Origin of the sequence: Streptomyces spinosisporus, assembly GCF_022698145.1 — a bacterium.
Taxonomy (GTDB): domain Bacteria; phylum Actinomycetota; class Actinomycetes; order Streptomycetales; family Streptomycetaceae; genus Streptomyces; species Streptomyces spinosisporus.
Window position 1 is genome coordinate 1 of record NZ_JALDAX010000034.1, and the last position, 25,132, is coordinate 25,132.

20 protein-coding genes are annotated in these 25,132 nt (G+C 69.6%); 7 read left to right on the plus strand and 13 right to left on the minus strand.

Annotation, left to right across the window (positions count from 1 at the left end; genetic code table 11):
• Nucleotides 1-752: DUF5753 domain-containing protein (locus MQN93_RS42545; RefSeq protein ID WP_242713734.1), on the plus strand; the 752-nt coding region annotated here is incomplete at its 5' end.
• An 8-nt stretch (nucleotides 753-760) separates the two neighbouring features.
• Complete coding sequence (locus tag MQN93_RS42550; RefSeq protein WP_242713735.1) at nucleotides 761-961, plus strand: DUF397 domain-containing protein; 201 nt, start codon at nucleotides 761-763, stop codon at nucleotides 959-961.
• Between the two features lie 6 nt (nucleotides 962-967).
• Here MQN93_RS42550 and MQN93_RS42555 read toward each other — a convergent pair whose 3' ends face one another.
• The 7 genes from MQN93_RS42555 to MQN93_RS42585 form a co-directional block, all read right to left on the minus strand.
• Complete coding sequence (locus MQN93_RS42555; protein ID WP_242713736.1) at nucleotides 968-2,092, minus strand: ABC transporter ATP-binding protein; 1,125 nt, start codon at nucleotides 2,090-2,092, stop codon at nucleotides 968-970.
• 11 nt (nucleotides 2,093-2,103) lie between these two features.
• On the minus strand, nucleotides 2,104-3,165 hold the full coding sequence (locus MQN93_RS42560; protein WP_242713737.1) for an ABC transporter ATP-binding protein: 1,062 nt from the start codon (nucleotides 3,163-3,165) through the stop codon (nucleotides 2,104-2,106).
• Nucleotides 3,166-3,186: 21 nt separating this feature from the next.
• Nucleotides 3,187-4,167 carry an ABC transporter permease gene (locus MQN93_RS42565; RefSeq protein ID WP_242713738.1) on the minus strand — a complete coding sequence of 327 codons (981 nt, stop codon included), beginning with the start codon at nucleotides 4,165-4,167 and terminating at the stop codon, nucleotides 3,187-3,189.
• Between the two features lie 92 nt (nucleotides 4,168-4,259).
• Nucleotides 4,260-6,068, minus strand: a complete 1,809-nt coding sequence (locus MQN93_RS42570; protein ID WP_016437785.1) for an ABC transporter substrate-binding protein — start codon at nucleotides 6,066-6,068, stop codon at nucleotides 4,260-4,262.
• A gap of 81 nt (nucleotides 6,069-6,149) precedes the next feature.
• Nucleotides 6,150-7,184, minus strand: coding sequence for an ABC transporter permease (locus MQN93_RS42575; RefSeq protein WP_242713739.1), 1,035 nt, complete (start codon nucleotides 7,182-7,184; stop codon nucleotides 6,150-6,152).
• A gap of 540 nt (nucleotides 7,185-7,724) precedes the next feature.
• Nucleotides 7,725-9,641: a translational GTPase TypA gene (gene typA, locus MQN93_RS42580; protein ID WP_016437783.1), complete on the minus strand. Its 1,917-nt coding sequence runs from the start codon at nucleotides 9,639-9,641 to the stop codon at nucleotides 7,725-7,727.
• A 138-nt stretch (nucleotides 9,642-9,779) separates the two neighbouring features.
• The gene (locus MQN93_RS42585) at nucleotides 9,780-11,924 is read right to left on the minus strand and encodes an ABC transporter family substrate-binding protein (protein ID WP_242713740.1); all 2,145 of its coding nucleotides are present in this window, start codon (nucleotides 11,922-11,924) and stop codon (nucleotides 9,780-9,782) included.
• Between the two features lie 334 nt (nucleotides 11,925-12,258).
• On the opposite strand from MQN93_RS42585, the gene MQN93_RS42590 reads away from it, so the two are divergent.
• The 4 genes from MQN93_RS42590 to MQN93_RS42605 are packed head-to-tail and all read left to right on the plus strand — an operon-like array spanning nucleotide 12,259 to nucleotide 16,117.
• Nucleotides 12,259-12,549, plus strand: a complete 291-nt coding sequence (locus MQN93_RS42590; RefSeq protein ID WP_016437781.1) for an Rv0250c family protein — start codon at nucleotides 12,259-12,261, stop codon at nucleotides 12,547-12,549.
• Between the two features lie 19 nt (nucleotides 12,550-12,568).
• Complete coding sequence (sdhC, locus tag MQN93_RS42595) at nucleotides 12,569-13,390, plus strand: succinate dehydrogenase subunit SdhC (RefSeq protein WP_242713741.1); 822 nt, start codon at nucleotides 12,569-12,571, stop codon at nucleotides 13,388-13,390.
• A 16-nt stretch (nucleotides 13,391-13,406) separates the two neighbouring features.
• The gene (locus tag MQN93_RS42600) at nucleotides 13,407-15,350 is read left to right on the plus strand and encodes a fumarate reductase/succinate dehydrogenase flavoprotein subunit (protein ID WP_242713742.1); all 1,944 of its coding nucleotides are present in this window, start codon (nucleotides 13,407-13,409) and stop codon (nucleotides 15,348-15,350) included.
• On the plus strand, nucleotides 15,347-16,117 hold the full coding sequence (locus MQN93_RS42605; protein WP_016437778.1) for a succinate dehydrogenase/fumarate reductase iron-sulfur subunit: 771 nt from the start codon (nucleotides 15,347-15,349) through the stop codon (nucleotides 16,115-16,117). The genes MQN93_RS42600 and MQN93_RS42605 overlap by 4 nt, the downstream gene beginning before the upstream one ends.
• 18 nt (nucleotides 16,118-16,135) lie before the next feature.
• On the opposite strand, the gene MQN93_RS42610 is transcribed toward MQN93_RS42605, so the two are convergent.
• A complete protein-coding gene (locus MQN93_RS42610) occupies nucleotides 16,136-17,227 on the minus strand; it encodes a glycoside hydrolase family 18 protein (protein ID WP_242713743.1) in 1,092 nt (363 codons plus the stop codon).
• Between the two features lie 116 nt (nucleotides 17,228-17,343).
• Here MQN93_RS42610 and MQN93_RS44120 point away from each other — a divergent pair, with 116 nt between their 5' ends.
• Complete coding sequence (locus MQN93_RS44120; RefSeq protein ID WP_308404521.1) at nucleotides 17,344-19,392, plus strand: hypothetical protein; 2,049 nt, start codon at nucleotides 17,344-17,346, stop codon at nucleotides 19,390-19,392.
• 313 nt (nucleotides 19,393-19,705) lie between these two features.
• On the opposite strand, the gene MQN93_RS42625 is transcribed toward MQN93_RS44120, so the two are convergent.
• The 5 genes from MQN93_RS42625 to MQN93_RS42645 all read right to left on the minus strand — a co-directional run bounded on the left by MQN93_RS42625 (nucleotide 19,706) and on the right by MQN93_RS42645 (nucleotide 25,061).
• Complete coding sequence (locus MQN93_RS42625) at nucleotides 19,706-22,408, minus strand: SpoIIE family protein phosphatase (protein ID WP_242713745.1); 2,703 nt, start codon at nucleotides 22,406-22,408, stop codon at nucleotides 19,706-19,708.
• A gap of 318 nt (nucleotides 22,409-22,726) precedes the next feature.
• Nucleotides 22,727-23,191 carry an ATP-binding protein gene (locus tag MQN93_RS42630; protein ID WP_051183704.1) on the minus strand — a complete coding sequence of 155 codons (465 nt, stop codon included), beginning with the start codon at nucleotides 23,189-23,191 and terminating at the stop codon, nucleotides 22,727-22,729.
• Between the two features lie 96 nt (nucleotides 23,192-23,287).
• Nucleotides 23,288-23,698: a (deoxy)nucleoside triphosphate pyrophosphohydrolase gene (locus MQN93_RS42635; RefSeq protein WP_242713746.1), complete on the minus strand. Its 411-nt coding sequence runs from the start codon at nucleotides 23,696-23,698 to the stop codon at nucleotides 23,288-23,290.
• Nucleotides 23,699-23,768: 70 nt separating this feature from the next.
• On the minus strand, nucleotides 23,769-23,957 hold the full coding sequence (locus tag MQN93_RS42640; RefSeq protein WP_016437772.1) for an SPOR domain-containing protein: 189 nt from the start codon (nucleotides 23,955-23,957) through the stop codon (nucleotides 23,769-23,771).
• 351 nt (nucleotides 23,958-24,308) lie between these two features.
• Nucleotides 24,309-25,061, minus strand: a complete 753-nt coding sequence (locus tag MQN93_RS42645; protein WP_242713747.1) for a GntR family transcriptional regulator — start codon at nucleotides 25,059-25,061, stop codon at nucleotides 24,309-24,311.
• Nucleotides 25,062-25,132: the final 71 nt, after the last annotated feature.

The following is a 25,132-nucleotide window of genomic DNA, read 5'->3' on the forward strand; positions in this document are numbered from 1 at the left end:
CACTCCTCGGGACCGACGCCGCGCGGGTGAGCCAGATCGAGAGCGGGCTGGCCGGCGTGAGCGCGGCGCGCGTACGGCAGCTCGCCGCTCACTACTCGTGCACGGACGACGAGTTGGTCGCGGCCCTGGTGGCCATGGCGACGGACCGGACCCGTGGCTGGTGGGAGGAGTACCGGGGCCTGCTGCCGACGTCGTTCCTGGACCTGGCCGAGTTGGAGCACCACTCCGCGTACCGGCTCGACGTGGAGTTCCTGCACGTTCCCGGACTCCTCCAGACGGAGGACTACGCCCGGGCCATCTTCTCGTACCGGGTTCCCGAACTACCCAAGGAAGACCTGGAGTTGCGCGTACGGCATCGGCTGCAACGCAAGGTGATCCTCGAAGAGCCGGCACTCACCCGGTACGAGGCCGTGATCCACGAAGCGGCACTGCGCATCATGGTCGCCAGCAGGGCCTCCGCGCGGGAGCAGCTCGCCCGTGTACTGGAACTCTCCGAGGCGGACCACATCACCGTGCGGGTCATTCCCTTCCACCTGGAGGGCTTCGCCGGAGCCACGAACGCGATGATGTACGTGGGTGGTGCCGTCCCCAAGCTCGACACAGCTCTGCGTGACGCACCGCAGGGCGCGGCCTTCATTGATTCCGAGGCCCAACTCGGCGCGTTTCGAACGCTCTTCCGTAAGGTGGAGGCTGCGTCACTCGACCCCGAACGGTCGCGTGACTTCATCCACACCCTGGTGAATGAACTGTGAGGCGCGCCGTGACCACCCTCGACAACTGGCGGAAGTCGTCCTACTCCGGCAGCGGCGACGGCAACAACTGCGTGGAGATAGCCCCCCACCCCACCCACATATCCATCCGCGACTCGAAAGCCCCGACCGCCGGCATCCTCACCATCCCGGCGGCCCCCTTCGCCCTCTTCATCAGCGCCCTGAAGGCGCCGACCGTCGAGAACCCCTGACCCCCTTCAGTCCCCGTCCACAGCATCTTCTTCCAGCGCCGCCAACGCCGGATCCATCACGATGTCCTCGTCCCGCGCCTCGATCGTCGGCTCCTCCGGGAAGTGGCATGCCGTCAGGTGGCCCTCGCGGTTGCCGGACAGCTGCACCAGGGGCGGCTCCTCTGTCGCGCAGACGTCCTGCGCCTTCCAGCAGCGGGTGCGGAAGCGGCAGCCGGAGGGTGGGGCGATGGGGGACGGGACGTCGCCGGCGAGGCGGATGCGCTCGCGTGGGCCCGCGTCCTCGGCCTCGGAGAGGCTGACCTCAGGGACGGCGGACAGGAGGGCGTGGGTGTAGGGGTGGCGGGGGCGGGCGTAGATGGACGCGCGGTCGCCGACCTCGATGATCTTGCCGAGGTACATGACCGCCACGCGGTGCGAGAAGTGGCGTACGACGGCCAGGTCGTGGGCGATGAACAGGAACGCGATGCCCAGTTCCTTCTGGACCTCCTGCAGCAGGTTCACCACCTGCGCCTGGATGGAGACGTCGAGCGCCGAGACCGGCTCGTCCGCGACGATCAGCTTCGGTTCGAGGGCCAAGGCACGGGCAACGCCGATACGTTGGCGCTGGCCTCCCGAGAACTCGTGCGGGAAGCGGTTGTAGTGCTCCGGGTTCAGGCCGACGATCTCCAGGAGTTCACGGACGCGCTTCTCGCGGCCGCCCTCCGGGTTGATGTCGTTGATCTCCATCGGGCCCGAGATGATCTTCCCGACCGTCTGCCGCGGGTTCAGCGACGAATACGGGTCCTGGAAGATCATCTGGATCTCGGAACGGATGGGTGCGAGGTCCTTGCGGCCCGCGTGGGTGATGTCCTGCCCGCGGTAGGAGATCTTGCCCGCTGTCGGCTCCAGCAGCCGCGTGATCAGCCGGCCCGTGGTCGACTTGCCGCAGCCCGACTCCCCCACCAGACCGAAGCTCTCCCCGACGTGCACGGTCAGGTCGATGCCGTCCACCGCCTGCACGGCGCCAATCGTCCGCCGGATCGGGAAGCCGCCCTTGACCGGGAAGTGCTTGGTGAGCCCGCTGACTTCGAGCAGCGGCTCCCCCTCGGGGGCGGCGTCCCTGGGGGCGGGGAGGACGAGGTCCTCTGTCATTGGGTCTCCTCCTAGCCCAGCCGGGGCCTGATCTCTTCCACGAAAATGGTTCGCTTCTGCTCCGCGGTGAGATGGCACGCGGACGCGCGGTCCGGGGCCAGCAGCGGGCGTTCGGTGACACAGCGGTTGCCGTCGACCCGGTCCTGGAAGGTGCAGCGCGGGTGGAAGCGGCAGCCCGAGGGCGGGTTCAGCAGGGAGGGCGGCGTGCCCGGGATGGGCGCGAGGGGCGCGGAGAGGTCCGAGTCGAGGCGCGGCATCGAGTTCAACAGGCCCCAGGTGTACGGGTGTTGCGGCGACCGCAGCACCTCAGCCGTCGTGCCCCGCTCCACCGCCCCGCCCGCGTACATGACCATGATGTCGTCGGCCATGTCGGCGATGACCCCGAGGTCGTGCGTGATGAAGATGATCGCCGAGCCGAACTCCTGCTGCAGGTCCTTCAGCAGATCCAGGATCTGCGCCTGGACCGTCACGTCCAGGGCCGTCGTCGGCTCGTCGGCGATCAGCAGGTCGGGGTCGCAGACCAGCGCCATGGCGATCATCGCGCGCTGGCGCATACCGCCGGAGAACTGGTGCGGATAGTCGCCCGCCCGCTCCTTGGGGTTGGGGATGCCGACCTTGCCGAGCATCTCCACCGCGCGGTCCCAGGCGGCCTTCTTGGAGGCGCCGGTGTGCTTCATGAAGGGCTCGGCGATCTGCCGGCCCACCGTGTAGTACGGCGACAGCGCGGTCAGCGGGTCCTGGAAGATCATCGCGACCTTGTTGCCGCGCAGCTTCTCCAGCTCCGACTCCCGGGCCGTCGTCAACTCCTGGCCCTCCAGGAGGATTTCGCCCTCGATGGTGGTGAACATCGGGTTGTGCAGACCGAGGATGGTCAGATTGGTGACGGACTTGCCCGAACCCGACTCGCCCACGATGCCCAGCGTCCTGCCGCGCTCCAGGTCGAAGGAGAGCCCGTCGACGGCCTTCACCACGCCGTCCTCGGTCTTGAAGCTGACATGCAGGTCGCGCACCGAGAGGAAGGCACCCGCGTCGGCCGGTACGGGAGCCCCTGCTTCCTTGGTCACAGTGGTCACGGCAGTCTCCTCATACCCGGCCTAGGCGAGCCGCACGCGCGGGTCGATGAAGGCGTACGCGGCGTCGACGACGATGTTGCAGAGCAGGATCATGGTGGCCGAGAACAGCATCACGCCCAGCAGCAGCGGCAGATCGCTGAAGGACACCGCCTCCACGGCGAGCCGGCCGAGCCCCGGAAGGCCGAAGGTGTACTCGGTGATGATGGCACCGCCGAGCAGTGAGCCCAGGTCGATGCCGAAGATGGTGATGATGGGGATCAGCGAGCCGCGCCAGGCGTAGCGGAAGAAGACGTAGCGGCTGGACATGCCCTTCGCGCGGGCGGTGCGCACATGCTCTTCCTGGAGTTGCTCGATCATCGACGAGCGCGACATACGGGTGTACTGCGAGGCGAAGATCGTGGACAGCACCACCCAGGGGACGATCAGCCCGGTGAACCACGCGACCGGATCGGACGAGATGGGGTTGTACGCCGGCTTGTCGAAGATGCGGGTCTGGTAGACGAGGATCGCGAGGGCGAGCGGGCCGAGGAAGTAGATCTGCATCGAGCTGATCACCATGGCCCCGGCCGTGAAGGTCTTGTCGACCAGCGTGCCGCGCTTCCAGGCGGCGATCAGGCCGGTGCCCAGTCCCAGGACCAAAAAGCAGACGGCTCCGCCCAGGGTGAGCGAGAGGGTGGTGGGCAGCCGGTCCATCAGTGTGCCCCAGACCTGCTCGTTGGTGTGGTACGAGTACCCGAAGCAGGGGGCGGGGCACGGCCCTTGGGCGAAGTCGTTGCTGCCCACCACGAGGTTGTGCAGGAAGATCCAGTACTGCTCGGGGATCGACTTGTCGAGTCCGAGCACATGGTGGATGTTCTCGATGTTGGCCGGCGTGCATCCCTTGCCGCACATCAGGAGCGCCGGGTCCCTCGGCATGCCGAAGAACAGCAGGAACGCGACGATACTCAGCAGGATGAGGATGACGAGGGCGCCGAGCGACCGGCGGACGAGGAAGCGCAGCATGGCAGTGGCAGCTCTCAGGCGTCAGCGGACCGGGCGGTGCCCGGCGCGCACCGCACAGGGGCGGGACGCGCCGGACACCGGGCGGGCAGGGGTTACTTGACGTACAGACGACGCGGGTCGACGCTCGCGAGGACGTCGTCGTACGCGAGGCCGCCGATCTTCGAACCGGCGATCTGGACCTGCTTGAAGTAGCCGGTCGGGACGACGTTGATGATGTCCTTCACGAGGTGCTTGTCGAGCTTCTCCCACGCGGCCGCGGCCTTGACCGGGTCGGTGATCTTGTTGATGCGGTCGATCTCGCTGTTCACCTCGGGGTCGTTGAGCTGCGAGTAGTTCGACGCACCGTCGGCGATCTGCCGGCCGTCGTACAGCGGCGGGATGACCGTCGACGCGGACGGCCAGTCGGCGCCCCAGTTGGTGTTGAAGATGTCGTAGTTGTTCTTGATCTTGCTGACCTGGTCGTAGAACGACTCGGCCGGGATCTCCTGGCGCTGGACGTCGAAGCCCGCCTTCTTCAGGCCCGCCGCCATGGCGGTGGAGTAGGCCTGGCCCTCCTGGGAGTTGATGTAGCCGAAGGTGAGCTTCATGCCGACCTTGCCGGCCTCCTGCAGCAGCTTCTTGGCCTTGGCCGGGTCACCGGCGGGCTTTTCCTTCCTGCCCCACGGGTCGAAGTTCGGGTCGTAGCCGCTGACGGTCGGGCTGATGATGCCGCCGGGGATCTCCATCGCGTCGGCGCCGCCGTAGGCGCGCTGGAACGGCGAGACGGGCAGCGCGTAGGCGATGGCCTCGCGGACCTTCTTGTCCTGCATCGCCGGGTGGCTGAGGTTGATGTTCATCTGGCCGACGAAGGGCTGGTAGCCCTTGACCGTACGGGACTTCATCTTCGGGTCGCTGAGCACCTTGGAGAGGTTGCCCGCGTCGACCGAGTTCTGGAAGCTGACCGAGGTCTGGTCACTGGGGCCGTTCGCGAGCAGCGCCTTGGTGGAGTCCTCGAACTGCTGGTTGAACGTGATGTTGAACTGGTCGACGTACTGGTGCCGCAGCGGGTCCGTCTTCGGGTCCCAGTTGGCGTTCTTCACCAGCACCATCGACTTGCCGGACTTGAACGACTGGATCTTGTACGGGCCGCTCGTCACCGGCTTCTTGTCGTACTTCTCCTTGGTGTCGCCCTTCTGGGAGACGATCGCGTAGCCCACCATGCCGAGCGCGTACGGCAGGTCGGGGTGCGGCGTCTTGAAGTGGAAGACGATCGTCTTGTCGTCGGGCGTCTCCAGCAGGCTGTTGGGCAGGTGCTTGCCCTTGTACGGGCCGTCCGGCAGCAGCTTGCGGTAGTCGCTGCCCGGCTTGTCGGCCAGCCACTGCTGGATGTAGGTCGGGCCCTGGTTGATGAACGGCGCGAAGAGCCGCTCGAAGGTCTGGCGGACGTCCTTGGAGGTGATCGGCGAGCCGTCCTCCCACTTGATGCCGTCCTTGAGCGTGTACTTCCAGGTCTTGCCGCCGTCCGTGGTGGTGCCGGAGTCGGTGGCGAGGTCACCGACGACCTCGTGCTTGGAGCCGTCGTTGCTGGTGGCCTTGAAGCCGGTGAGCCCTCTGTGGAACAGCTGGGCGACCGTGCTCTCGTTGTTGACGTAGATCTGCCCAGGGTCCAGGTGGGCGAAGCTGTCGCGCTGCGGCACGTTGATGGTGCCGCCGTTCTTCGCGCCCGGTACCGCTGCCGCCGGCCCCTGGGAGTCCGCGGCGCCGCCGAACTTGATCGACGCCTGCTGCCGCTGGGCGTTCTCCTTGTCCTCTTTCTTGTTGTCGCCGGTGTCGCTGCCGCCCTTGCTGCAACCGGTCAGCACGAGTGCGCCGGCCGCAAGCACGGAGAGTGCGGCGTATGCGTGGCGTCCGCCCTTACTCATCACTCAGTTTCCACCCATCTGTGTTCACCAGTGCGAAGGTGTGCCAATCCGGTATCCGGGCGAGGACGCCCAATCCGTGGGTCAGCGCGCCGTCTTGGGGTCGAAGGCGTCCCTGACCGAGTCCCCGAGCAGGTTGAACGCCACGATGAAGATGATCATCGAGATGCCCGGGAAGAACATGTAGGTGATGTCGTTCTGCATCACGAGTTCGGTCGACGCCTTGGAGAACATCTGGCCCCAGTCCGGCGTCGGTTCGACGATGCCCACGCCGAGGAAGGACAGACCGGCCTCGGCGGTCACGAAGTTGGGCAGCATATAGGTGCCCTGGACGAGGATCGGCGTGACCACGTTCGGCAGGATCTCCCGGCGGATGATCCGCCAGGGAGGGGCGCCGCTGACCCGGGCCGCCTCGATGAACTCCCGTTCTCGCAGCGCCAGTGTGGTGCCGCGCAGAATGCGTCCGAGGCTCATCCAGCCCAGGAACCACTGCACCATGATCAGCGCGACCACCCGGACGTAGACCGGTGTCTCGTCGGTCGGGCTGACGAACAGCGACACCACGACCGGCATGCTCGCGATGAAGAACAGCTGCGCCGGGAAGGCCAGCAGGAAGTCGATGACCCGGCTGATGAAGTAGTCGGTCTTGCCGCCGAGATAGCCGGCCGTCACACCGAGCAGGATGCCGGTGAGTACGGTCGCGACCGTGACGGCCAGGGAGATCATCAGCGAGGTGCGGATGCCGTAGAGGAGCTTGGTGAACACGTCGTAGCCGTTGCCGGGTTCGAGGCCGAACCAGAACTCGCTGCTGATGCCGCCGTTGGGCTGCACCGGCACACCGGCACTGTCGAAGAGCTCCGGCTGTTCGTCGGCGTAGACCGTGTAGGGGTTCTTGCCGTAGAGCTTCGCGATCAGCGGGGCGGCCGCGGCGATCAGGAAGAAGAAGATCACCACGCAGGCCGAGATCACGCCGGTGCGGTCACGCTTGAAGCGGATCCACATCAACTGGCCGGGGGACCGGCCCTGGAGCTCCTTGGCCTCGGGTGTCGTCGCCAGCTGGATCGCACCGTCGACGACGACCGAGGTACCGCCGTCCTCGACGTCGATAGGACTTGTCACAGTTCGCCCATTTCACAGGTGTGGATGTGAGAGGTTCCCGGTACCGCGCTGACGCGCGAACTCCCTGGGAGACGCGCGTAGTTACAGGACCTGATCACACAGCTGGAAGCGGCGAGCCGAACCACCTTGCCTTCACGGCACCGCGCATGGGGCTCCTCCTCATGACTCCACGTGTTCACCAACAGGTAGGGGCACATGTCCGGCCTCCGACACCCCTGACGGAGGGTCAGACGCCCCCTGGCGCTCGTGAGTCGGCGCTGTCCCCACAGCGCTGGACCCGTTGACCCGAGCTACGCGGCTAACTATCTGCCATGAGCAAGGGACCGACCACCCGCTGTAAATCTCAATTCAGTCACAGCTGCCGCGTAGAACTTCCAAAACTCGGACAAACTGTTCGGGAGGAGATGGCCACGAAACGGACTTGTTACATGGGTATCGGGCGCATCGGTCCGCATTCCGGACGGCATCGGCCCGAAAACGGGTTGCAAAAAGCCCGGCCGCCCCCACACTTGGGGCGACCGGGCTCCAACCCGCTCGGGGTCAGCCGTGCTTGGCGCGGCTCGCGGCGCGGGCGCGCTCGCGGGCGTCCAGGTTCACCTTGCGGATCCGGACCGCCTCCGGGGTCACCTCGACGCACTCGTCGTCACGGCAGAACTCCAGCGACTGCTCCAGCGACAGCTTGCGCGGCGGCACGATCGACTCGGCCACGTCGGCCGTCGAGGACCGCATGTTGGTGAGCTTCTTCTCCTTGGTGATGTTGACGTCCATGTCGTCGGCGCGGGAGTTCTCGCCGACGATCATGCCCTCGTACACCTCGGTGCCGGGCTCCACGAACAGCACGCCGCGCTCCTGGAGGTTCGTCATCGCGAACGCGGTGACCGAGCCGGAGCGGTCGGCCACCAGCGAACCGTTGTTGCGCGTGGTCAGCGTGCCGAACCAGGGCTCGTGGCCCTCGTGGATGGAGTGGCCGATTCCGGTGCCGCGGGTCTGCGTGAGGAACTCGGTACGGAAGCCGATCAGACCGCGCGAGGGCACCACGAACTCCATGCGCACCCAGCCCGAGCCGTGGTTGGACATGTTGTCCATCCGGCCCTTGCGCACACCCATGAGCTGGGTGACCGCGCCCATGTGCTCCTCGGGCACGTCGATCGTCATGCGCTCGACCGGCTCGTAGACCTTGCCGTCGACGTCCTTGGTGACGACCTGCGGCTTGCCGACCGTGAGCTCGTAGCCCTCGCGGCGCATGGTCTCGACGAGGATGGCGAGCGCCAGCTCACCACGGCCCTGGACCTCCCAGGCGTCGGGCCGGTCGGTGTCGAGGACGCGCAGCGAGACGTTGCCGATCAGCTCGCGGTCGAGGCGGTCCTTGACCTGGCGGGCGGTGACCTTGCGGTCCTTGACGGCCGCCTTCGCGTCGGCGCCCTTGCCGGAGCCGCCGCGGCCGACCATCGGGGAGGTGTTGGTGCCGATGACCATGGAGATGGCCGGCTCGTCCACCGTGATCAGCGGGAGCGGAATCGGGTTCTCGGGGTCGGCCAGGGTCTCGCCGATCATGATGTCCGGGATGCCGGCGACGGCACAGATGTCGCCCGGGCCGGCCTTCTCGGCGGGCTTGCGGGTGAGCGCCTCGGTCATCAGCAGCTCGGAGATGCGGACGTTGGAGACGGTGCCGTCGCGCTTGATCCAGGCCACGGTCTGGCCCTTGCGCAGCTCGCCCTGCTCGACGCGCAGCAGCGCGATACGGCCGAGGAAGTTGTCGGCGTCCAGGTTGGTGACGTGCGCCTGGAGCGGGGCCTCCTCGTCGTAGGTCGGGGCCGGGATGTGCTCCAGGATCGTGGAGAAGAACGGCTCCAGGCTGGTGGAGTCGGCCGGGACCGTGCCGTCCTCCGGCTTGGTCAGCGAGGCGATGCCGTCACGGCCGCAGGCGTAGACGATCGGGAACTCGATCTGCTCCTCGTCGGCGTCCAGGTCGAGGAAGAGGTCGTAGGTCTCGTTGACCACCTCGTCGATCCGGGAGTCCGGGCGGTCCGTCTTGTTGATGCAGAGGATCACGGGCAGCCGCTGCTGCAGCGCCTTGCGCAGCACGAAGCGGGTCTGCGGGAGCGGGCCCTCGGAGGCGTCGACGAGCAGGACCACACCGTCGACCATCGACAGACCACGCTCGACCTCGCCGCCGAAGTCGGCGTGGCCGGGGGTGTCGATGATGTTGATCGTGATCGGTTCCCCGCCGTCCTTGGGGTGGTACTTCACCGCCGTGTTCTTGGCGAGGATCGTGATGCCCTTCTCACGCTCCAGGTCGTTCGAGTCCATCATGCGGTCGTCGACGCCTTCGAGCTGGTGCGCGGCGAAGGCACCGGCCTGCTTCAGCATGCCGTCGACGATGGTCGTCTTCCCGTGGTCGACGTGGGCGACGATGGCGACGTTGCGGATGTCGTGACGCGTAGAGGTCACAGCCATAGTGCGGCGTACTCCCGGAGTGTGAGGAAGGCCTGTGCGTACGTCCGTGTGACGCGGGCCCTGCCGGGCTTGACACGCCACGGCCTTACCCCATGGTACGTGGCTCCGGGTGGGGCGGCCTCCGCAGGGCCGCGCGGCTCAGTCGCCGGAGGGGCTCGCCGACGGCTTCGCACCCTTCTTGAGGAAGCCCAGGTCCTCGTAGACCGGGGTCGTCAGGCCGAACGACCCGGCGTTCACCAGGTTCTTCCTCACGGCCGTCAGCTGGGGGCGCTGATACAGCGGGATGGAGCCGGCGGCGGCCCAGATCCGGGAGTCGGCCTTGCGGATCAGGGAGTGGTTCTTGCCGCCGTCCAGCGTGGCGGAGGCCTGGTCGAAGAGCTGGTCGACCTGGTCGGTGCCGACGCGGGTGTAGTTCTGCTGGACGTCGAGGGAGCCGTCCGCGGCCGGGACCGGCTTGGCGTAGACGGGGCGGGCGTCGGTGGCGGGGAAGGCGGAGGCGGGCCAGGAGTACAGGGCGAGGTCGAACTGCCCGGCCGCGATGTGGTCCTTGAAGTAGCTCTCGTCGGAGACCTTGGTGATCTGTGTGGTGATGCCGACCTTCTGCAGCATGCGGCCGATCCGGTCGGCCACGGTGCCCAGCACGTCCGAGCCGGTTCCCGAGGGGAGCACGAAGCGCAGGGCGAGCGGCTTGCCGTCCTTGGCCAGCGTCCCGGCCCCGACGGCCGCCGGGGCGGCGGTGCCCTTGGGTGCGTAGGCGCCGGGGGCACCGCCGTGCTGCCGCGCGTACTGCTTGCCGTCCTCCAGGTGCCTGCCGCTCTCCTGCGCCTGCGTCCTGGTGTGGTCCCTGGCGTCCTTGTCGTCGCCCCGGCCGTCCCCGTTCTTGCCGTTCTCGCCGTTCGTGTCGTCCTTGTTGTCCTTGTCGTCCTCGCCGACGATGTACGTCCCCTCGTCGCCGCCCTCGGACTCGTCGTCGGCCTTCTTGCCCTTGGCGCCGGCGGCCTTCTCGGCCTCCTTCTGCTGCTCCTTCACCGGTCCCCCGCGCACCCACCCGGCGTCCGCGAGCAGCGCCTCGGCCTTGGCGGTGTCCTGGTGGCCGAGCGCCCCGCTGCCGTCGGCGTAGGCGGCCTGCCCGGACAGCGCGAGGTGGCTGCCGACGGGCACCGCGGGCAGTCCGAGCGGCTTGAGGACGGTCTGGGCGAGCGCGGTGCGGTCGAGGGCGCGGGCCACGGCCCTGCGCACGCGCTCGTCTGCGAGGGGGCCCATCGAGCCGTTGAGGGCGAGCTGGGTGTAGGCGGGCTCCAGCGACTTGCGGACCGTGAAGTCCTGGAGGGCCTTGGCGGGGGTGCGCCGCTTGCCCGGGCCCATGAGCGGGGTGCTGGTGCCCTTGGCCCGGCCGGCCAGGGTGAAGCGGTCGGCGTCGGACGGGTCGATCTCGGCCAGGTCGAGCTTGCCGTCGGCCAGCGCCTCGGCCCGCTCGTCGAGCGGCACGGCCTTCAGGTCGATCTCGTCGAGCTTGGCGGGCCGGCCCCACCAGCGGGGGTTGCGGACCAGGACGACCTGCTCGTTCTTCGTGTCGACCAGCTTGAGCGCGAAGGGCCCGGCGGTGAGCTTGAGCTTCTTGCGCGCGCCGTCGTTGAAGGCGTCCGGCGTCCCCATGACCTCCTTGGGGTACAGCGGCGTGAACAGCGACTTCCAGTCGGCGTACGGCCGCGTGAAGGTGACCTTGACCTCGAGGTCGTTGGCGCCGCGCTCGACCTTCTCGATGCGGTCGTAGCCGGCGTTGCGGGCCGTCCAGTAGGAGCTGTCCTTGCCGGACAGGGCGCGCCACTGGGCGGCGAAGTCGGCGGCGCCGATCTCGCGGCCGTCGCTCCACACCGCCTGCTGGTCGAGCTTGTAGAGCACGACCTGCTTGGGCTTGGTGTCGACGACCTTGGCGGACTCCAGATAGTCGGCGTTGCGCTGCGGCCGCCCCTTCGCGTCCATCCGGTACATGGACGGTAGGACGGCCTGTGCGACGCGGCTCGTGACGGCGTCGGCGTCCGACTGGAAGGTGTTGAGCGTCTCCGGCACGCTGTCCACGGCCCAGCGCAGCTTGCCGCCGTCGACGATCAGGTCACGGGCGGCGGGTGCGATGTCCGGTCCCGCGAGCGGCTTGCCCGCCGGGTCCTTGGAGCTGCACCCGGCGAGCGCGGACACCGCGAGCGCGCCCGCGACGAGGAACGCGGCCGATCGCAGTGCAGCGCTGGGACGGACAGACATGGGTCCGACGCCGTCGTGGGACATCTGTTCCTACCTCCGAGCAGCCGCTCCGGCCGGCGACAAGTGGGGATCTGATCACATTTGGCGGTATTTTGGAGCTGATCAGATCTTTGGCCCCACTGAAGAGGAAAGGGTTCGCCTCTTTCCGGCGACACGGCGGCGGGCGCGGGCAAGCTCACCCGTGTGGCGCAACGTACGCCGGGGGCGCATACAGAGCGCATGCGGGCGTGCACATGGAGGCGTGCAATCCGCCAATCGCTGCACATCCCTTCCCACCGGCAGGTGTGACGCGCAACACTCGCAGGCGCATGAACGTAGCCACCTGGGGCCCGACGGCCCATGGAAGTGAGGTCACGTCATGTCCGTGCAAGACGACCTGACGACAATGCAGCGCTGCCTGGACGAGCTGTCCCGCTCCATGGGTCGCCTGGAGAAGCAACTGGGCAGCGACGGGCTGGACATGCGCCGTGTCCGGACCGACGCGGATCACCTGCGGGAGAGCGTCGCGCTCCTGCGCTCGGCGGCGGCGAGTCCGTCCGCCCCGCGCAAGCCCGAGCTGGTCACCATCCCCGACACCCCGTACGACCCCTCGTTGTGGATCGACACGGACGACGAAGGACTCGGCGCCCGCGACCGCCACGCCCCCTGAACCCGACCGGAGTCATGAGTTGGCCACTGGTACGGAACCACATCTGAACAGCGGCGGCGTACGGACCGGTACGCGCGCCGCGATCGACGCCCCGCATCTGCGCACCGACCGCTGGTGGCTGGCTCCCGCCGCCACCGCGGCCGGTCTGCTGGCCTTCATCGTGTATTCGACCTGGCGGGCCTTCGCGAACGCGGACTACTACTCGGCGCCGTACGTCTCACCGTTCTACTCGCCCTGTCTGGCGGAGAACTGCAAGAACATGCCCTCGGGCCCCAACGCCGACCTCTTCGGCAGCTGGTGGGCGATCTCCCCGGCGATCATCATCCTGATCTTCCCGCTGGGCTTCCGCCTGACCTGCTACTACTACCGCAAGGCCTACTACCGGGGCTTCTGGGCGTCCCCGCCGGCCTGCGCGGTGGCGGAGCCGCACAAGAAGTACTCCGGCGAGACCCGCTTCCCGCTGATCCTGCAGAACATCCACCGGTACTTCTTCTACGCGGCGATCCTGGTCGCCGCAGTGCTGACGTACGACACGGTGCTCTCCTTCCGCGACACGGACGAGAACTGGGGCCACATGGGCCTCGGCACCGTCGTGTTCCTGATCAACATCGTGCTGATCTGGGCGTACACGATCTCCTGCCACTCGTGCCGGCACATCGTCGGCGGCAAGCTCAAGCACTTCTCCAAGCATCCTGTGCGCTACCAGGCCTGGAAGTTCGTCGGAAAGCTGAATGCCCGTCACATGCTGCTCGCCTGGGCATCGTTGGTGAGCGTCGCGGTCGCCGACTTCTACGTCTATCTGCTCGCCTCGGGCGCCTTCGACGATCCGCGGTTCTTCTAATGAGGGGTGCCATCTGATGTCCGTGGTCGACCGCCAGGAGTGGGACGTCGTCGTGGTCGGCGCCGGGGGCGCCGGACTGCGCGCGGCCATCGAGGCGCGCGAGCGAGGCGCCCGTACGGCAGTCATCTGCAAATCCCTGTTCGGCAAGGCCCACACCGTGATGGCCGAGGGCGGCATCGCGGCCGCCATGGCCAACGTCAACGAGCACGACAACTGGCAGGTCCACTTCCGCGACACCATGCGCGGCGGCAAGTTCCTCAACCAGTGGCGCATGGCCGAACTGCACGCCCAGGAGGCCCCGCAGCGGGTGTGGGAACTGGAGACCTGGGGCGCCCTCTTCGACCGTACGAAGGACGGGAAGATCTCCCAGCGCAACTTCGGCGGCCATGAGTACCCGCGCCTCGCGCACGTCGGCGACCGCACCGGCCTGGAGCTGATCCGCACGCTGCAGCAGAAGATCGTCTCACTGCAGCAGGAGGACAAGAAGGAGACCGGTGACTACGAGTCGCGCCTGAAGGTCTTTCAGGAGTGCACGGTCACCCGCATTTTGAAGGACGGCTCGCGGGTCTCGGGTGTCTTCGCCTACGAGCGTGAGACGGGCCGTTTCATGGTCCTGGAGGCCCCTTCAGTCGTCATCGCGACCGGCGGCATCGGCAAGTCCTTCAAGGTGACGTCCAACTCGTGGGAGTACACCGGCGACGGGCACGCGCTCGCGCTGCTGGCCGGGGCGCCGCTGCTGAACATGGAGTTCGTGCAGTTCCACCCGACGGGCATGGTCTGGCCGCCGTCGGTGAAGGGCATCCTCGTCACGGAGTCCGTGCGCGGCGACGGAGGGGTGCTGCGCAACTCCGAGGACAAGCGGTTCATGTTCGACTACATCCCCGACGTCTTCAAGGAGAAGTACGCGGAGTCGGAGGAGGAGGCGGACCGCTGGTACGAGGACCCGGAGAACAACCGGCGTCCTCCCGAACTGCTCCCCCGCGACGAGGTCGCCCGCGCCATCAACGCCGAGGTGAAGGCGGGCCGCGGCTCCCCGCACGGCGGGGTGTTCCTCGACGTGTCGACGCGTATGCCCGCCGAGATCATCAAGCGCCGACTGCCGTCCATGTACCACCAGTTCAAGGAGCTGGCCGACGTGGACATCACCGCTGAGGCGATGGAGGTCGGGCCGACCTGCCACTACGTGATGGGCGGCATCGCGGTCGACTCCGACTCGGCGGCAGCGCGCGGGGTGCCGGGGCTGTTCGCGGCCGGCGAGGTGGCCGGCGGCATGCACGGCTCGAACCGGCTGGGCGGCAACTCCCTGTCCGACCTGCTGGTGTTCGGACGCCGGGCGGGCTGGCACGCGGCCGAGTACGCGACCGGCCTTTCGGGCGCCCGCCCGCCGGTGGACGAGGTCCAGATCGACACGGCCGCGGCGGAGGCCCTGCGGCCGTTCTCCGCGGAGGGACCGGCACCCGGCGAGGACGACGGACGCCCGCCGGAGAACCCGTACACCGTGCACCAGGAGCTCCAGCAGACGATGAACGACCTGGTCGGCATCATCCGCCGCGAGGGCGAGATGGAGCAGGCCCTGGAGAAGCTGGCGGACCTTCGCGTACGGGCCCGCAGGGCCGGCGTGGAGGGCCACCGGCAGTTCAACCCCGGCTGGCATCTCGCCCTCGACCTGCGCAACATGCTGCTGGTCAGCGAGTGTGTGGCGCGGGCCGCCCTGGAGCGCACCGAGTCGCGCGGCGGCCACACCCGCGAGGACCATCCGACGATGGAACGCAAGTGGCGCAACATCAACCTGCTGTGCCGACTGACCGACCCCACGGGCGGGTTGGCGGCCACGGACCCGGTCCGCGGCCAGATCACCCTGACCCGCGAGACCACCGACCCCATCCGCGCCGACCTGCTCGCTCTCTTCGACAAGGAGGAGCTGGTCAAGTACCTCGCCGAAGAGGAGCTGTACGAGTGAGCAGCTACAAGGCCCGCTTCAAGGTGTGGCGCGGCGATGTCGAGGGCGGCGGCCTGAAGGACTTCGAAGTCGAGGTCAACGACGGTGAAGTGGTGCTGGACATCATCCACCGTCTCCAGGCCACCCAGGCCCCCGATCTCGCCGTGCGCTGGAACTGCAAGGCGGGCAAGTGCGGTTCGTGCTCGGCGGAGATCAACGGCCGCCCGCGGCTGATGTGCATGACGCGCATGTCGGTCTTCACGCGGGAGGAGACGATCACGGTCACCCCGCTGCGCGCCTTCCCCGTCGTACGCGACCTGGTGACCGACGTCGGCTTCAACTACACCAAGGCGCGGCAGGTCCCCGCCTTCGTGCCGCCGGCCGAACTCGGCCCCGGCGAGTACCGGATGATGCAGGAGGACGTGGACCGCTCGCAGGAGTTCCGCAAGTGCATCGAGTGCTTCCTGTGCCAGGACACCTGCCATGTGGTGCGCGACCACGAGGAGAACAAGCCCGCCTTCGCAGGCCCGCGCTTCCTGATGCGCGTCGCCGAACTGGACATGCACCCCCTGGACGCGGCCTCCGACAACGGCCTCGACCGCAAGAAGACCGCCCAGGACGAACACGGCCTCGGCTACTGCAACATCACCAAGTGCTGCACCGAGGTCTGCCCCGAGGGCATCAAGATCACGGACAACGCCCTGATCCCGCTGAAGGAACGGGCGGTCGACCGCAAGTACGACCCGCTGGTGTGGCTGGGCTCGAAGATCAGGAGGAGGTCCTCCTAGCCGGGCGGGCCCTGGCCGTCAGCGCACCCAGCCGTCCTGATACGCCCGCCAGTCCTGCTCCGTGGCGGCGAAGTCGACGTACAGGGCGACGCCGAAGCGCTCGCGGCCGGGGTCCGTGCGGGAGAGGCCGAGACGGACCCCGCGGACGGCGGCGGAGGCCGTCTCGGCGTGGGCCCAGTGGCCGAAGCGGTTCTCGTGGTAGAAGGGCAGGCCCATCAGGAGGTCCGTGGACTTCGGGGTGACCTCCAGGGCGAGCGAGGTCTGCTGGGCGACATAGCCGCCGTACAGGGTGTCGAGCGGCTGCATGGTGTCGTACGACATCACGGCGATCTGGTCGACCCGGCGCGCGACCTGGCCGAAGTACGCCTGGGACCACCACTTGGGGTGGTTGGTGAGCGTGCCCCAGATCGAGTGGAAGGCAGGGAGCGGGTCGATCTGGTGGGCGGCGACGGAGAGCGGGACGCCAGCGGCCGCGGTGACCTTGTGCAGGGCGTCCAGGAGCGTGAGGTAGTCGCGGTCGCCCGAGTGGAGGGGTTCCAGGTCGAAGTGGGCGCCGTCGAAACCCGTGGCGAGGATCTGGCGGGTGGAGGCGACCACGGCGGCCCTCGTCGCGGGCCGCTCCAGGCGCAGACCCTCGGGGCCCTCGGTGGCGAGCACGTCGCCCAGCCAGGCCTGGACGCGGATGCCGGGGGCCGCGCGGTGCACGGCGTCGATGAACCGGCGCGCCTTCGGATACGCCGACTTCGGGAGGGTTCCGTCGTGCTCCAGCGGGCCCGCGTGCACGTACAGGTCGTGGATGCCGGTCTCCTTCAGACGGCCCGCGAGCGCGGTGACGTCCGCGTCGCTCTTGCGGCCGTCGACCCAGGCGTGGCCGAGCCAGATGGCGTCGCGGTTCCTGGTGTACGTGCCCTTCGCCGGGTCGCCGGTGTAGTTCACGCGCAGCGCGGTCTCGGCGGCGAGGAGGGGGACGAGGAGGACGAGGACCAGGGCGAGGGCGGTGCGTCTGAGGCGGCGGGGCCATCGGGGTCTTCCGGATTCGGTGTCCGTCGCGTGCTCCGCATCGTCGGCGCTCTGCGCGTCCGTCTCCGCTTCAGCGGTCTGCTGGTCCATGCTCGCTCCCCCTCGGCCTGCTTCGTCCGTGCCCATCCGACCCCCTGTGTCACCCCGGCCCCACGCCGGACGTATCCCGGTCGCGCGCCCGCATTCCTGCTCATACGCTCCGAAATGTGACGTCATCCTCGACTCGGAGCCGACCGCGGCGCGCCACCTCCCACATACGCCTGCGGGTGGCGCACACCCTGGTGGGTGGCCTCGCCGGTGTGGCGTGGCTGGTGTTGCCGTGGATGACGATCAACAACGTCGTGCCGGTTCCGGCCGCCGCCGCGGCGGCACGGGACGAGACGTCGGCGACCGATCTGGTGCTGCCGGTGGCGGTGGTCGTCGTGGTGGTGGCGCTCGCGGGATACGGCTATGTGCGGCGCACGCGGCGGGCCCGGACCCGTACGACGCCGGGTGGCGCGGTCGCCGTCGCCGGTCCCGCCGCGGGGCCGCTCTCCGAGGACGACGAGCGTGCGCGGGCGGCGCTGGTGGAGGCCGACGACTGCGTACGCACCAGCCGGGAGGAGCTCGGCTTCGCCGAGGCGCAGTGCGGGGCCGACGCCGTGGAGCCCTTCGCGCTCGCCGTGCGGGATGCCGCGTCCGAGCTGTCGGCGGCCTTCAGGATGCGGCAGCAGTACGACGAGGGGGTGCCCGCGGACGAGACGTCCCGGCGGCACGCGCTCGCGGGGATCGTCGGGCGGTGCCGGGAGGCGGGGCGGCGACTGGACGTGGAGGCCCTCGCCTTCGACCTGCTGCGTACGCCGCTGCAGGGTGGCCTGGACGAGGCACTGGAGCCCGCCGAGGCCCGTTTCCGGGACCTGACGGCGCGCACCGCGGCCGCGGAGACGACCCTGGCCGCCGCCACCGACCGCCACGGCCACACCGCGACCGCCGCCGTCACCGGCCACCTGGAACAGGCCAAGGACCGCCTGGTCTTCGCCACAGTCAACTTCAACCAGGCCCGCCAGCGAGCCGACTTGGCCGACAGGGAGGGCGCAACACGCCACCTACGCGCCGCCGAGGGCGCCACCGCCCAGGCGGAAATATTCGTGTCTTGCATCGAACGGCTGTCGACCGACCTGACCACAGCCGCCGAACTGATCCCGGCCGCGCTGACCGAGGCGGAGGCGGAAGTTGCGGCTGCGGAGGGGGTGAGGGCGCGGGGTGGGGGTGGGCAGGGGGTGGGTGCGTGGGAGGTGGGTGCGCAGGGTGGGAGCGGACAGGAGGTGGGTGCGTGGGAGGTGGGTGCGCAGGGTGGGGGCGGACAGGAGGTGGGTGCGCAGGAGGTGGGTGCGCTGGGCGCGGGCGGGCAAGACGCGGACGGGCAGGGCGCCGGCAGGCAGGAGGCAGGCGCGCAGGACGCGGGCAGGCAGGAGGCAGGCGCACAGCGGGCGGGCGCGCTAGGCGCGGGTGCGCAGGAGTCGGACGCGCAAGACGCAGACGAGCAGGAGTCGGGCGCGCAGGACACGGACGCGCAAAAGTCAGGCACGCAGGACGCGGACGGGCAAGTCGCGCACGGGCAGGAGTCAGGCGCTCAGGACGCGGACCAGCAGGAGGCAGGCGCACAGAGGGCGGGCGTGCTGGGCGCGGGCCCGCGAGGGGCGGGTGCGCAGGACGCAGGGGCGCTAGACGCAGCCGCGCAGGACGCGGGCGGGGCTCTCACCTCCGGTGAGTTGCACTCCCTCACCGCGCACGCCGGCCTCGTCCTGGCCGCCGTACGGGAGGAGGTGGCCCGCGGGCCGTACGACCCTCTCGGTGCTCTGAGGAGGATCACGGAGGCGGTCGCGCCGGTGACGGCGGGGCGGGCCGGAGCGCTGCCGGTCGGCGCGCTGCTCGCCGCGCGCAGTGCCGTCGCCCTTGCGGACGGCTTCGTCGAGGCGCACCGGGGCGCCCTGGGCAGCACTGCCCGCACCCGGCTGGCGGAGGCCGAGCGGCTGCTCGCCGCGGAGCCGCCCGACCCGCTCACCGCCGACGCCCTGGCCCGTCAGGCCCTCGCGCTCGCCGAACAGGACGTGCGGATGTACGGCAACCCGATCGCCGGCGCGGCCGAGCACGCGAGCGGAGCCGCCGGAGCCGTCATCGGCGGCATCCTCCTGGGCGGCGGCCCCGACGGCGGCCCGCCCGCATCCTTCGGCGGCCCCCAGACCCGCGCCCGCCGGGGAAAGCCACAGGTCTGAGGCCCACCAAACAAGACCACCCGCGACCCCCGCCAAACCCCACACCCACGCACGCCCGAGAGAACCCCGGGCCGGAGCCCACCGAGCCGGACCAGCCACGACCTCCGCCGGCTCCCCAAACCCGCGCACGCCCGAGAAGTCCGCCGGGCTGCAGCCCACCTATCGGAACCACCCACGCCCTCCGGCAGCTCCTCACACCCACGCCCGAGAAACCCCCGAGCCGAGGCCCACCAAACGGGACCACCCACGACCCCCGCCAAACCCCACACCCACGCACGCCCGAGACCCCCCGAACTGAGGCCCACCAAAACCCTCAGAACAGGCTCAGCAACGCCTCCGCCGGGTCCGTGAGGCCCGTCTCTCCGTCCGGTAGGGGGAGTTCGAACCACACCGTTTTGCCGCGCGGGGTGCGGCGTGAGCCCCAGGCTGCGCTGAGCAGGCCGACGAGTTGGAGGCCCCGCCCGCCCTCGTCCGTGTCGCGGGCGCGGCGGCGGCGTGGCTGCACGAGTCCCGAGTCCCAGACCTCGCAGACCAGGGTGCGGTCGAGGAGGAGCCGTAGTCTGATCTCGCCCTCGCCGTAGCGCAGGGCGTTGGTGACCAGCTCGCTGACCAGCAACTCCGTGGTGTCCACGAGGGGTTCGAGGTCCCACGACAGCAACTGCCCGCGGGCGTACTCGCGGGCCCGCCCCACGCTGCGCGGCTCGCGCGGCAGCGTCCAGTCGCCGACGGAGTCGGTGGGCAGGCCCTGGACGCGGGCCATCAGCAGCGCGATGTCGTCCTCGCCGTGATGGGTGTCGAGGGTGTTCAACACGTGGTCGCAGACGTCCTCCAGCGGGAGGGTCGGGTCCGTGAGGGCTCCGACGAAGGCCTGCAGCCCCTCGTCGAGGGGGTGATCGCGGCTTTCGACCAATCCATCCGTGTAGAGCGCCAGCAGGGCCCCTTCGGGCAGTTCGACCTCCACCTCCTCGAAGGGCTCGCCCCCGACCCCGAGCGGCATGCCCGGCGGCACGTCGAGCATCAGCGCGTCCTCGCCGGGCTCGACCAGGACGGGCGGCAGATGGCCCGCGTTGGCGAAGGTGCAGCGGCGGGTGACGGAGTCGTAGACGGCGTAGACACAGGTCGCGAGGTACACCTCGGAGAGGTCCGCCTCGCGGGGGCGGCGGGCCGCGCGGGTCGCCTGCTGGACACCCCCGGGGGCGCCGAGGCCGCGCGCGATCTCGTCCAACGCACTGAGCACTTCCGCCGGTTCGAGGTCCAGGAGGGCCAGGGTTCTTACGGCCGAACGCAGTTCACCCATCGCCACGGCCGCCCGCAGACCGCGCCCCATGACGTCCCCGACCACCAACGCCGTACGGTGTCCCGGCAGTTCTATGACGTCGAACCAGTCGCCGCCGACCTCGCTGGGCCGATCGGCGGAGGAGTTGCCCGGCAGATAGCGGCAGGCGATGTCCAGTCCGGAGGCCACCGGGTCGCCCGGCGGAAGCAGCGACCGCTGCAGTATCAGGGCGCGTTCGTGCTCGCGGCGGTACAGCCGCGCGTTGTCGATGCAGACCGCCGCACGCGCCGCGAGCTCCACCGCGAGATCCCGGTCCCGGTCCCCGAACGGCTCGCTGCCCTTGGTCCGGGCGAACTGCGCGAGTCCTACGACGGTGTCGTGGGCGACCATCGGCACGGCCAGCGTGGACTGGACGAGGCCGCCCTCCTCGGCGGGGACGAGCTGGGGGCGCGCGGTGCGCAGGGCGTCCGCGCAGGGGGAGTTGAAGGGGTAGTGGTGGACGGCGCCCACGGCGACGGGTGCTCCGCCGCCCACGAACGGCGCGTCGGAGACCGCGCTGGCGAACGCGACCCGGCGCAGCTCCGCGCTGCCGTCGGCGAGCCCGGGCGGGGCCTCGTCGCCCGCCAGCAGACCGCGGTAGAGGTCGACGGTGGCGAGGTCGCAGAAGCCGGGGACGACGACGTCGAGGAGTTCGCGGGCGGTGGTCTCCAGGTCGAGGGAGTTGCCGATACGGGCGCCGGCCTCGTTGAGAAGGGCGAGATTGCGCCGTGCCGCGGCGGCCTCACGGGCGGCGGCGCGCCGGGAGGTGATGTCGGTTCCCAGCCAGGCGATGCCGATGGGGCGGCCGGAGCCGCTGTGCACGCGGTAGAGGTTGATGGACCAGTGCCGGCGGTCCTGCGAGCCCGGCACGAAACCCGTGACGTGCATGTCGGTGATGGAGTCGCCGGTCTCCAGGACGCGGCGCAGGGTCGCCGAGACCCGCTCGGCCTCGGGGCTGCGCAGATAGTCGTGGACGCCGCGGCCGCGGTGGTCGTCGGGCGTGCCGCCGAAGGTGCTGGCGAACTGCTGGTTTGCGCGGCGGATTCGCAGGTCGGGGTCGATCAGCAGGAAGCCGAAAGGAGATTGACCGAAAATGGACTGCGATGCGGCGAGGTCGGTCTCGATACGGCGCAGGGTGCGGACGTCGACGACGATGCAGACGGCGGCCTTCTCGCCCTCCTCGGTCCGCGTCGGCATGACGTAGACCTCGGCGAGGGCTTCCTGGCCGCCGTCCTCCTCGGCCGTCTCGGGCTTGCGGAAGGGGACGACGCCGGTCCACTCCCGGCCGTCGAGGATCTCGGCCATCTTGCGCTGGCCCTGCTCATGCAGGCCGGGGTCGACGAACGCCTCAATGGGGTCCATGCCGACCGCCCGCTCGGCGGGGATCCCGAGGAGCTGCTCGGCGCGCAGGCTCCACTGGTCGACGAGCCCGTCGGGGCCGATGGAGAAGGACGCGACCTTGATGTAGTCGTACATGGAACCGGGCGGGCTGCTCTGCCAGATGGCGTCACCGGCGGGCACGTCGTCGCCGAGGCCGGTGTCCCGGCTGCCCGGGCGCGCCGAGGAGAACTCCTCACGGGCGGACGGGTCCGCCCCCGTCGCGCCGCTCGTCGCGTCGGCCACGGCATCACCCGCGGCCTCAGCCCTCGCGCCGTCCGACGGGTCCTCGGACTCCGTGGCCTTCGCTGGTATCTCGCTCACGCGAACCGTCCCCTCCAGCTCACCGCGTCCGGCATCGGTCACCGGGGGCGGCTGCCCGCAGTATCCAGCACTACGGCGCCGCGCAACACGGTGTTCACGATCACAGCACGGTCCCGACGGTTTTCGGTCCCGGCTGCGAGAACACTTCCAGTCTTCTAACCAGCCAACACCTCGTCGAATCACGCCCGTCCCACACTTCCACCGGCCTGAACCAGTGGGGCGACAGCGCGGGAGCCCTCGTACAGCCTCCGCGGACAGATCCGAACCGGCCGTAAAGCGCCCGAACCGCGGTCGCCACGCTGACCGCGTCCGCCGGGCTTACCGCGCCCGCCGCAACGGTCCCGGACCGGGGTCGCCCGGCACGGCGAGTTCGAACCACACCGTCTTGCCCGCCGCTCCGGGCCGGGTACCCCATCGGCGCGAGGAGAGGGCGACGAGTTGCAGTCCGCGTCCGCTCTCGTCATCGAGGCCGGCGACGCGCTCGCGCGGGGGGTCCGGGAGCGGGTCGGAGACCTCGACCAGCAGGACGTCGGCCCGATCGGCGGGGCGTACGAGGCGCACGCCGATGGGACCGGTGGCGTGCCGAAGGGAGTTGGTCACCAGTTCACTGACCAGCAGGGCCGCGAGATCGCCGAGGATGTCGAGCTGCCAGTGGTGCAACTGGCCGCGGACGGCGGCCCGGGCGTTGCGGACGGCACCCGGCTCCGCGGGAAAGCTCCACTCGGCGCAGTCGCCTTCGGTGTCGATCACGCCGATCACTTCCCAGGCCAGAAGCCCACCCATGTCCGGATTCGTGGGGTTAATGGGCACATACCCGATATCCGGTTCGCAGTACCGTCCGCGGGGGCGCACTGTGGCACCAACGGCGTACGGGGGTGTTCAGCGGATCTCGCCGCCGGGCCGTGCGCTCAACTCGCGCACCGCGGCGACGTCCTGGTCCAGCCAGTCGACGTCCCAGATCTCGTCCGGGGCGAGCCAGCGCAGTTCGTCGTGGTCCTGGAGGGGCTTGGGGTCGGCGGATCCGGGACGCAGCCGGGCGGTCCACGCCTGGAGGACGTACGGCGGCTTCAGGGGCCACTCCCCCGGTACGCGCGCCACGGCCTCGGCGTCCACGCCGAGTTCCTCGCGCAGCTCGCGCACGAGGGCGGCCTCGGGGCTCTCGCCCGGCTCGACCTTGCCGCCGGGCAGTTCCCAGCGGCCGGCCAGCTCGGGGGGTGCGCTGCGGCGTGCTGCGAGCAGGCGGCCGGCGTCGAACAGGGCGGCTCCCACCACCACGATCCGTTCCGTCATGGGCGGGAGCCTACGGGACCTCGGGGGCGGCACACCGAGGCCCCGCGGGTGGGCCGTCACGTGCGGGCCGTCAGTTGCGGACGGCGTCTCCGCTCTGTCCGATCCGCTCGACCCAGTACAGCTGCTTGTGTCCGCCGCCGAGGCTGTCCGCGATCTTCTGGGCCTCGGCCCGGGTCGCGTACCGGCCCACGCGGTAGCGGTTGCCGTTGTCGTCCTGTCGTATGACGAGCCAGGGAAGAGTGATCGTGCCGTCGTTCATCACGCCCCACCCCTTCTTCCCGTCCCGGCCCGACCGCCTTCCGTCCGCGGTTCGTGCCTTGCCCGGTCCGCTAAGGAAACCGCAATCCGCATATGCCCGAGCCTACGCCTAACCTTTACGCAGCGAATACGACTTTTCACAAAGAGGTACGCAACCGGCCAGGCCGGAGGGGGCGCATGACCTTGGATGCGCCGTGCGCGGGCAGCGACGCATCCGGTCAGCGGCATGACGGGCACCACTCGGGGCGACCTGCGAGAACGGCCAGATTCCACCGGCGTGCGGGCCGGTTCCGAGGGCGTGCGAAGGGGTCGTGGCGCGCAGGCGCGGGCCGCGGCGCCGTAAAGGTGTGCGCTATTTCACTGGGAGGTGGTACGCGACGCGGTAGCGATCGGCCGGGATGACGACGTCGGCGGTCTCGACCGGGCGGCCGGACGCGAAGAACGTGCGCTGGATGACCAGGACGACATGGCCGGGGACTCCGCCCAGCGCGTGCAGCTCCTCGGCGAGGCCGGGGCGGGCGCCGACCTCCTCCGTGACGTTGTCCACGATCACGTCGATCGCCGCCATGCGCTCGACGACGCCCATGCCGCCGAGCGGGCCCTCCTCGGGGAGCATCACGGGGGTGCGGCCGGTGACCGCGAGGGGCTCCCAGGAGGTGGAGAGCATCATCGCCTCGCCGGACTCCCGGAAGACGTACCGCGTGCACATCACGCGGTCGCCGGGCTCGATGGCGAGCCGCTCGGCGACGGAGGCGCTCGCCTCCGTCTGGGCGCTGCTCGACTCCCAGGTGCCGCGTCCGTCGCCGTCGGCCTGCTCCTGGCGGAAGGGGGTGGCCCCGCCGATCGGGCGGAACCCGGAGCGGGCCACGCTGCGGGGGACCGCGCGCTCGCGGACGTAGGTCCCCGAACCGGAGCGGCCCTCGACCAGACCCTCCGCCATCAGCACCTTGCGCGCCTCCAGCGCCACGGTGTCCGAGACGCCGTACTCCTCGCGGATCCTGGCCTGGGAGGGGAGGCGGGTGTGCGGGGGCAGCGAACCATTGATGATCTTCTGGCGAAGATCACCCGCGACGCGCAGGTAGGCCGGCTGCTCACCGAAAGTCACGGGCCGCTCCCATCAGGTTGTACAGACAGCAACAGCCTGGCAACCGTGGGTTGGGCGGTGCAAGTAAAGGC

What these genes read in the sequence shown, in the direction of transcription:
- MQN93_RS42555 (WP_242713736.1), bottom strand. Translation starts at nt 2,092, where the DNA reads ATGACAGAGGACCTCGTCCTCCCCGCCCCCAGGGACGCCGCCCCCGAG.
- MQN93_RS42565 (WP_242713738.1), bottom strand. Translation starts at nt 4,167, where the DNA reads ATGCTGCGCTTCCTCGTCCGCCGGTCGCTCGGCGCCCTCGTCATCCTC.
- MQN93_RS42570 (WP_016437785.1), bottom strand. Translation starts at nt 6,068, where the DNA reads ATGAGTAAGGGCGGACGCCACGCATACGCCGCACTCTCCGTGCTTGCG.
- typA (WP_016437783.1), bottom strand. Translation starts at nt 9,641, where the DNA reads ATGGCTGTGACCTCTACGCGTCACGACATCCGCAACGTCGCCATCGTC.
- MQN93_RS42585 (WP_242713740.1), bottom strand. Translation starts at nt 11,924, where the DNA reads ATGTCCCACGACGGCGTCGGACCCATGTCTGTCCGTCCCAGCGCTGCA.
- MQN93_RS42590 (WP_016437781.1), top strand. Translation starts at nt 12,259, where the DNA reads ATGTCCGTGCAAGACGACCTGACGACAATGCAGCGCTGCCTGGACGAG.
- MQN93_RS42600 (WP_242713742.1), top strand. Translation starts at nt 13,407, where the DNA reads ATGTCCGTGGTCGACCGCCAGGAGTGGGACGTCGTCGTGGTCGGCGCC.
- MQN93_RS42610 (WP_242713743.1), bottom strand. Translation starts at nt 17,227, where the DNA reads ATGGACCAGCAGACCGCTGAAGCGGAGACGGACGCGCAGAGCGCCGAC.
- MQN93_RS42630 (WP_051183704.1), bottom strand. Translation starts at nt 23,191, where the DNA reads ATGGGTGGGCTTCTGGCCTGGGAAGTGATCGGCGTGATCGACACCGAA.
- MQN93_RS42635 (WP_242713746.1), bottom strand. Translation starts at nt 23,698, where the DNA reads ATGACGGAACGGATCGTGGTGGTGGGAGCCGCCCTGTTCGACGCCGGC.
- MQN93_RS42640 (WP_016437772.1), bottom strand. Translation starts at nt 23,957, where the DNA reads ATGAACGACGGCACGATCACTCTTCCCTGGCTCGTCATACGACAGGAC.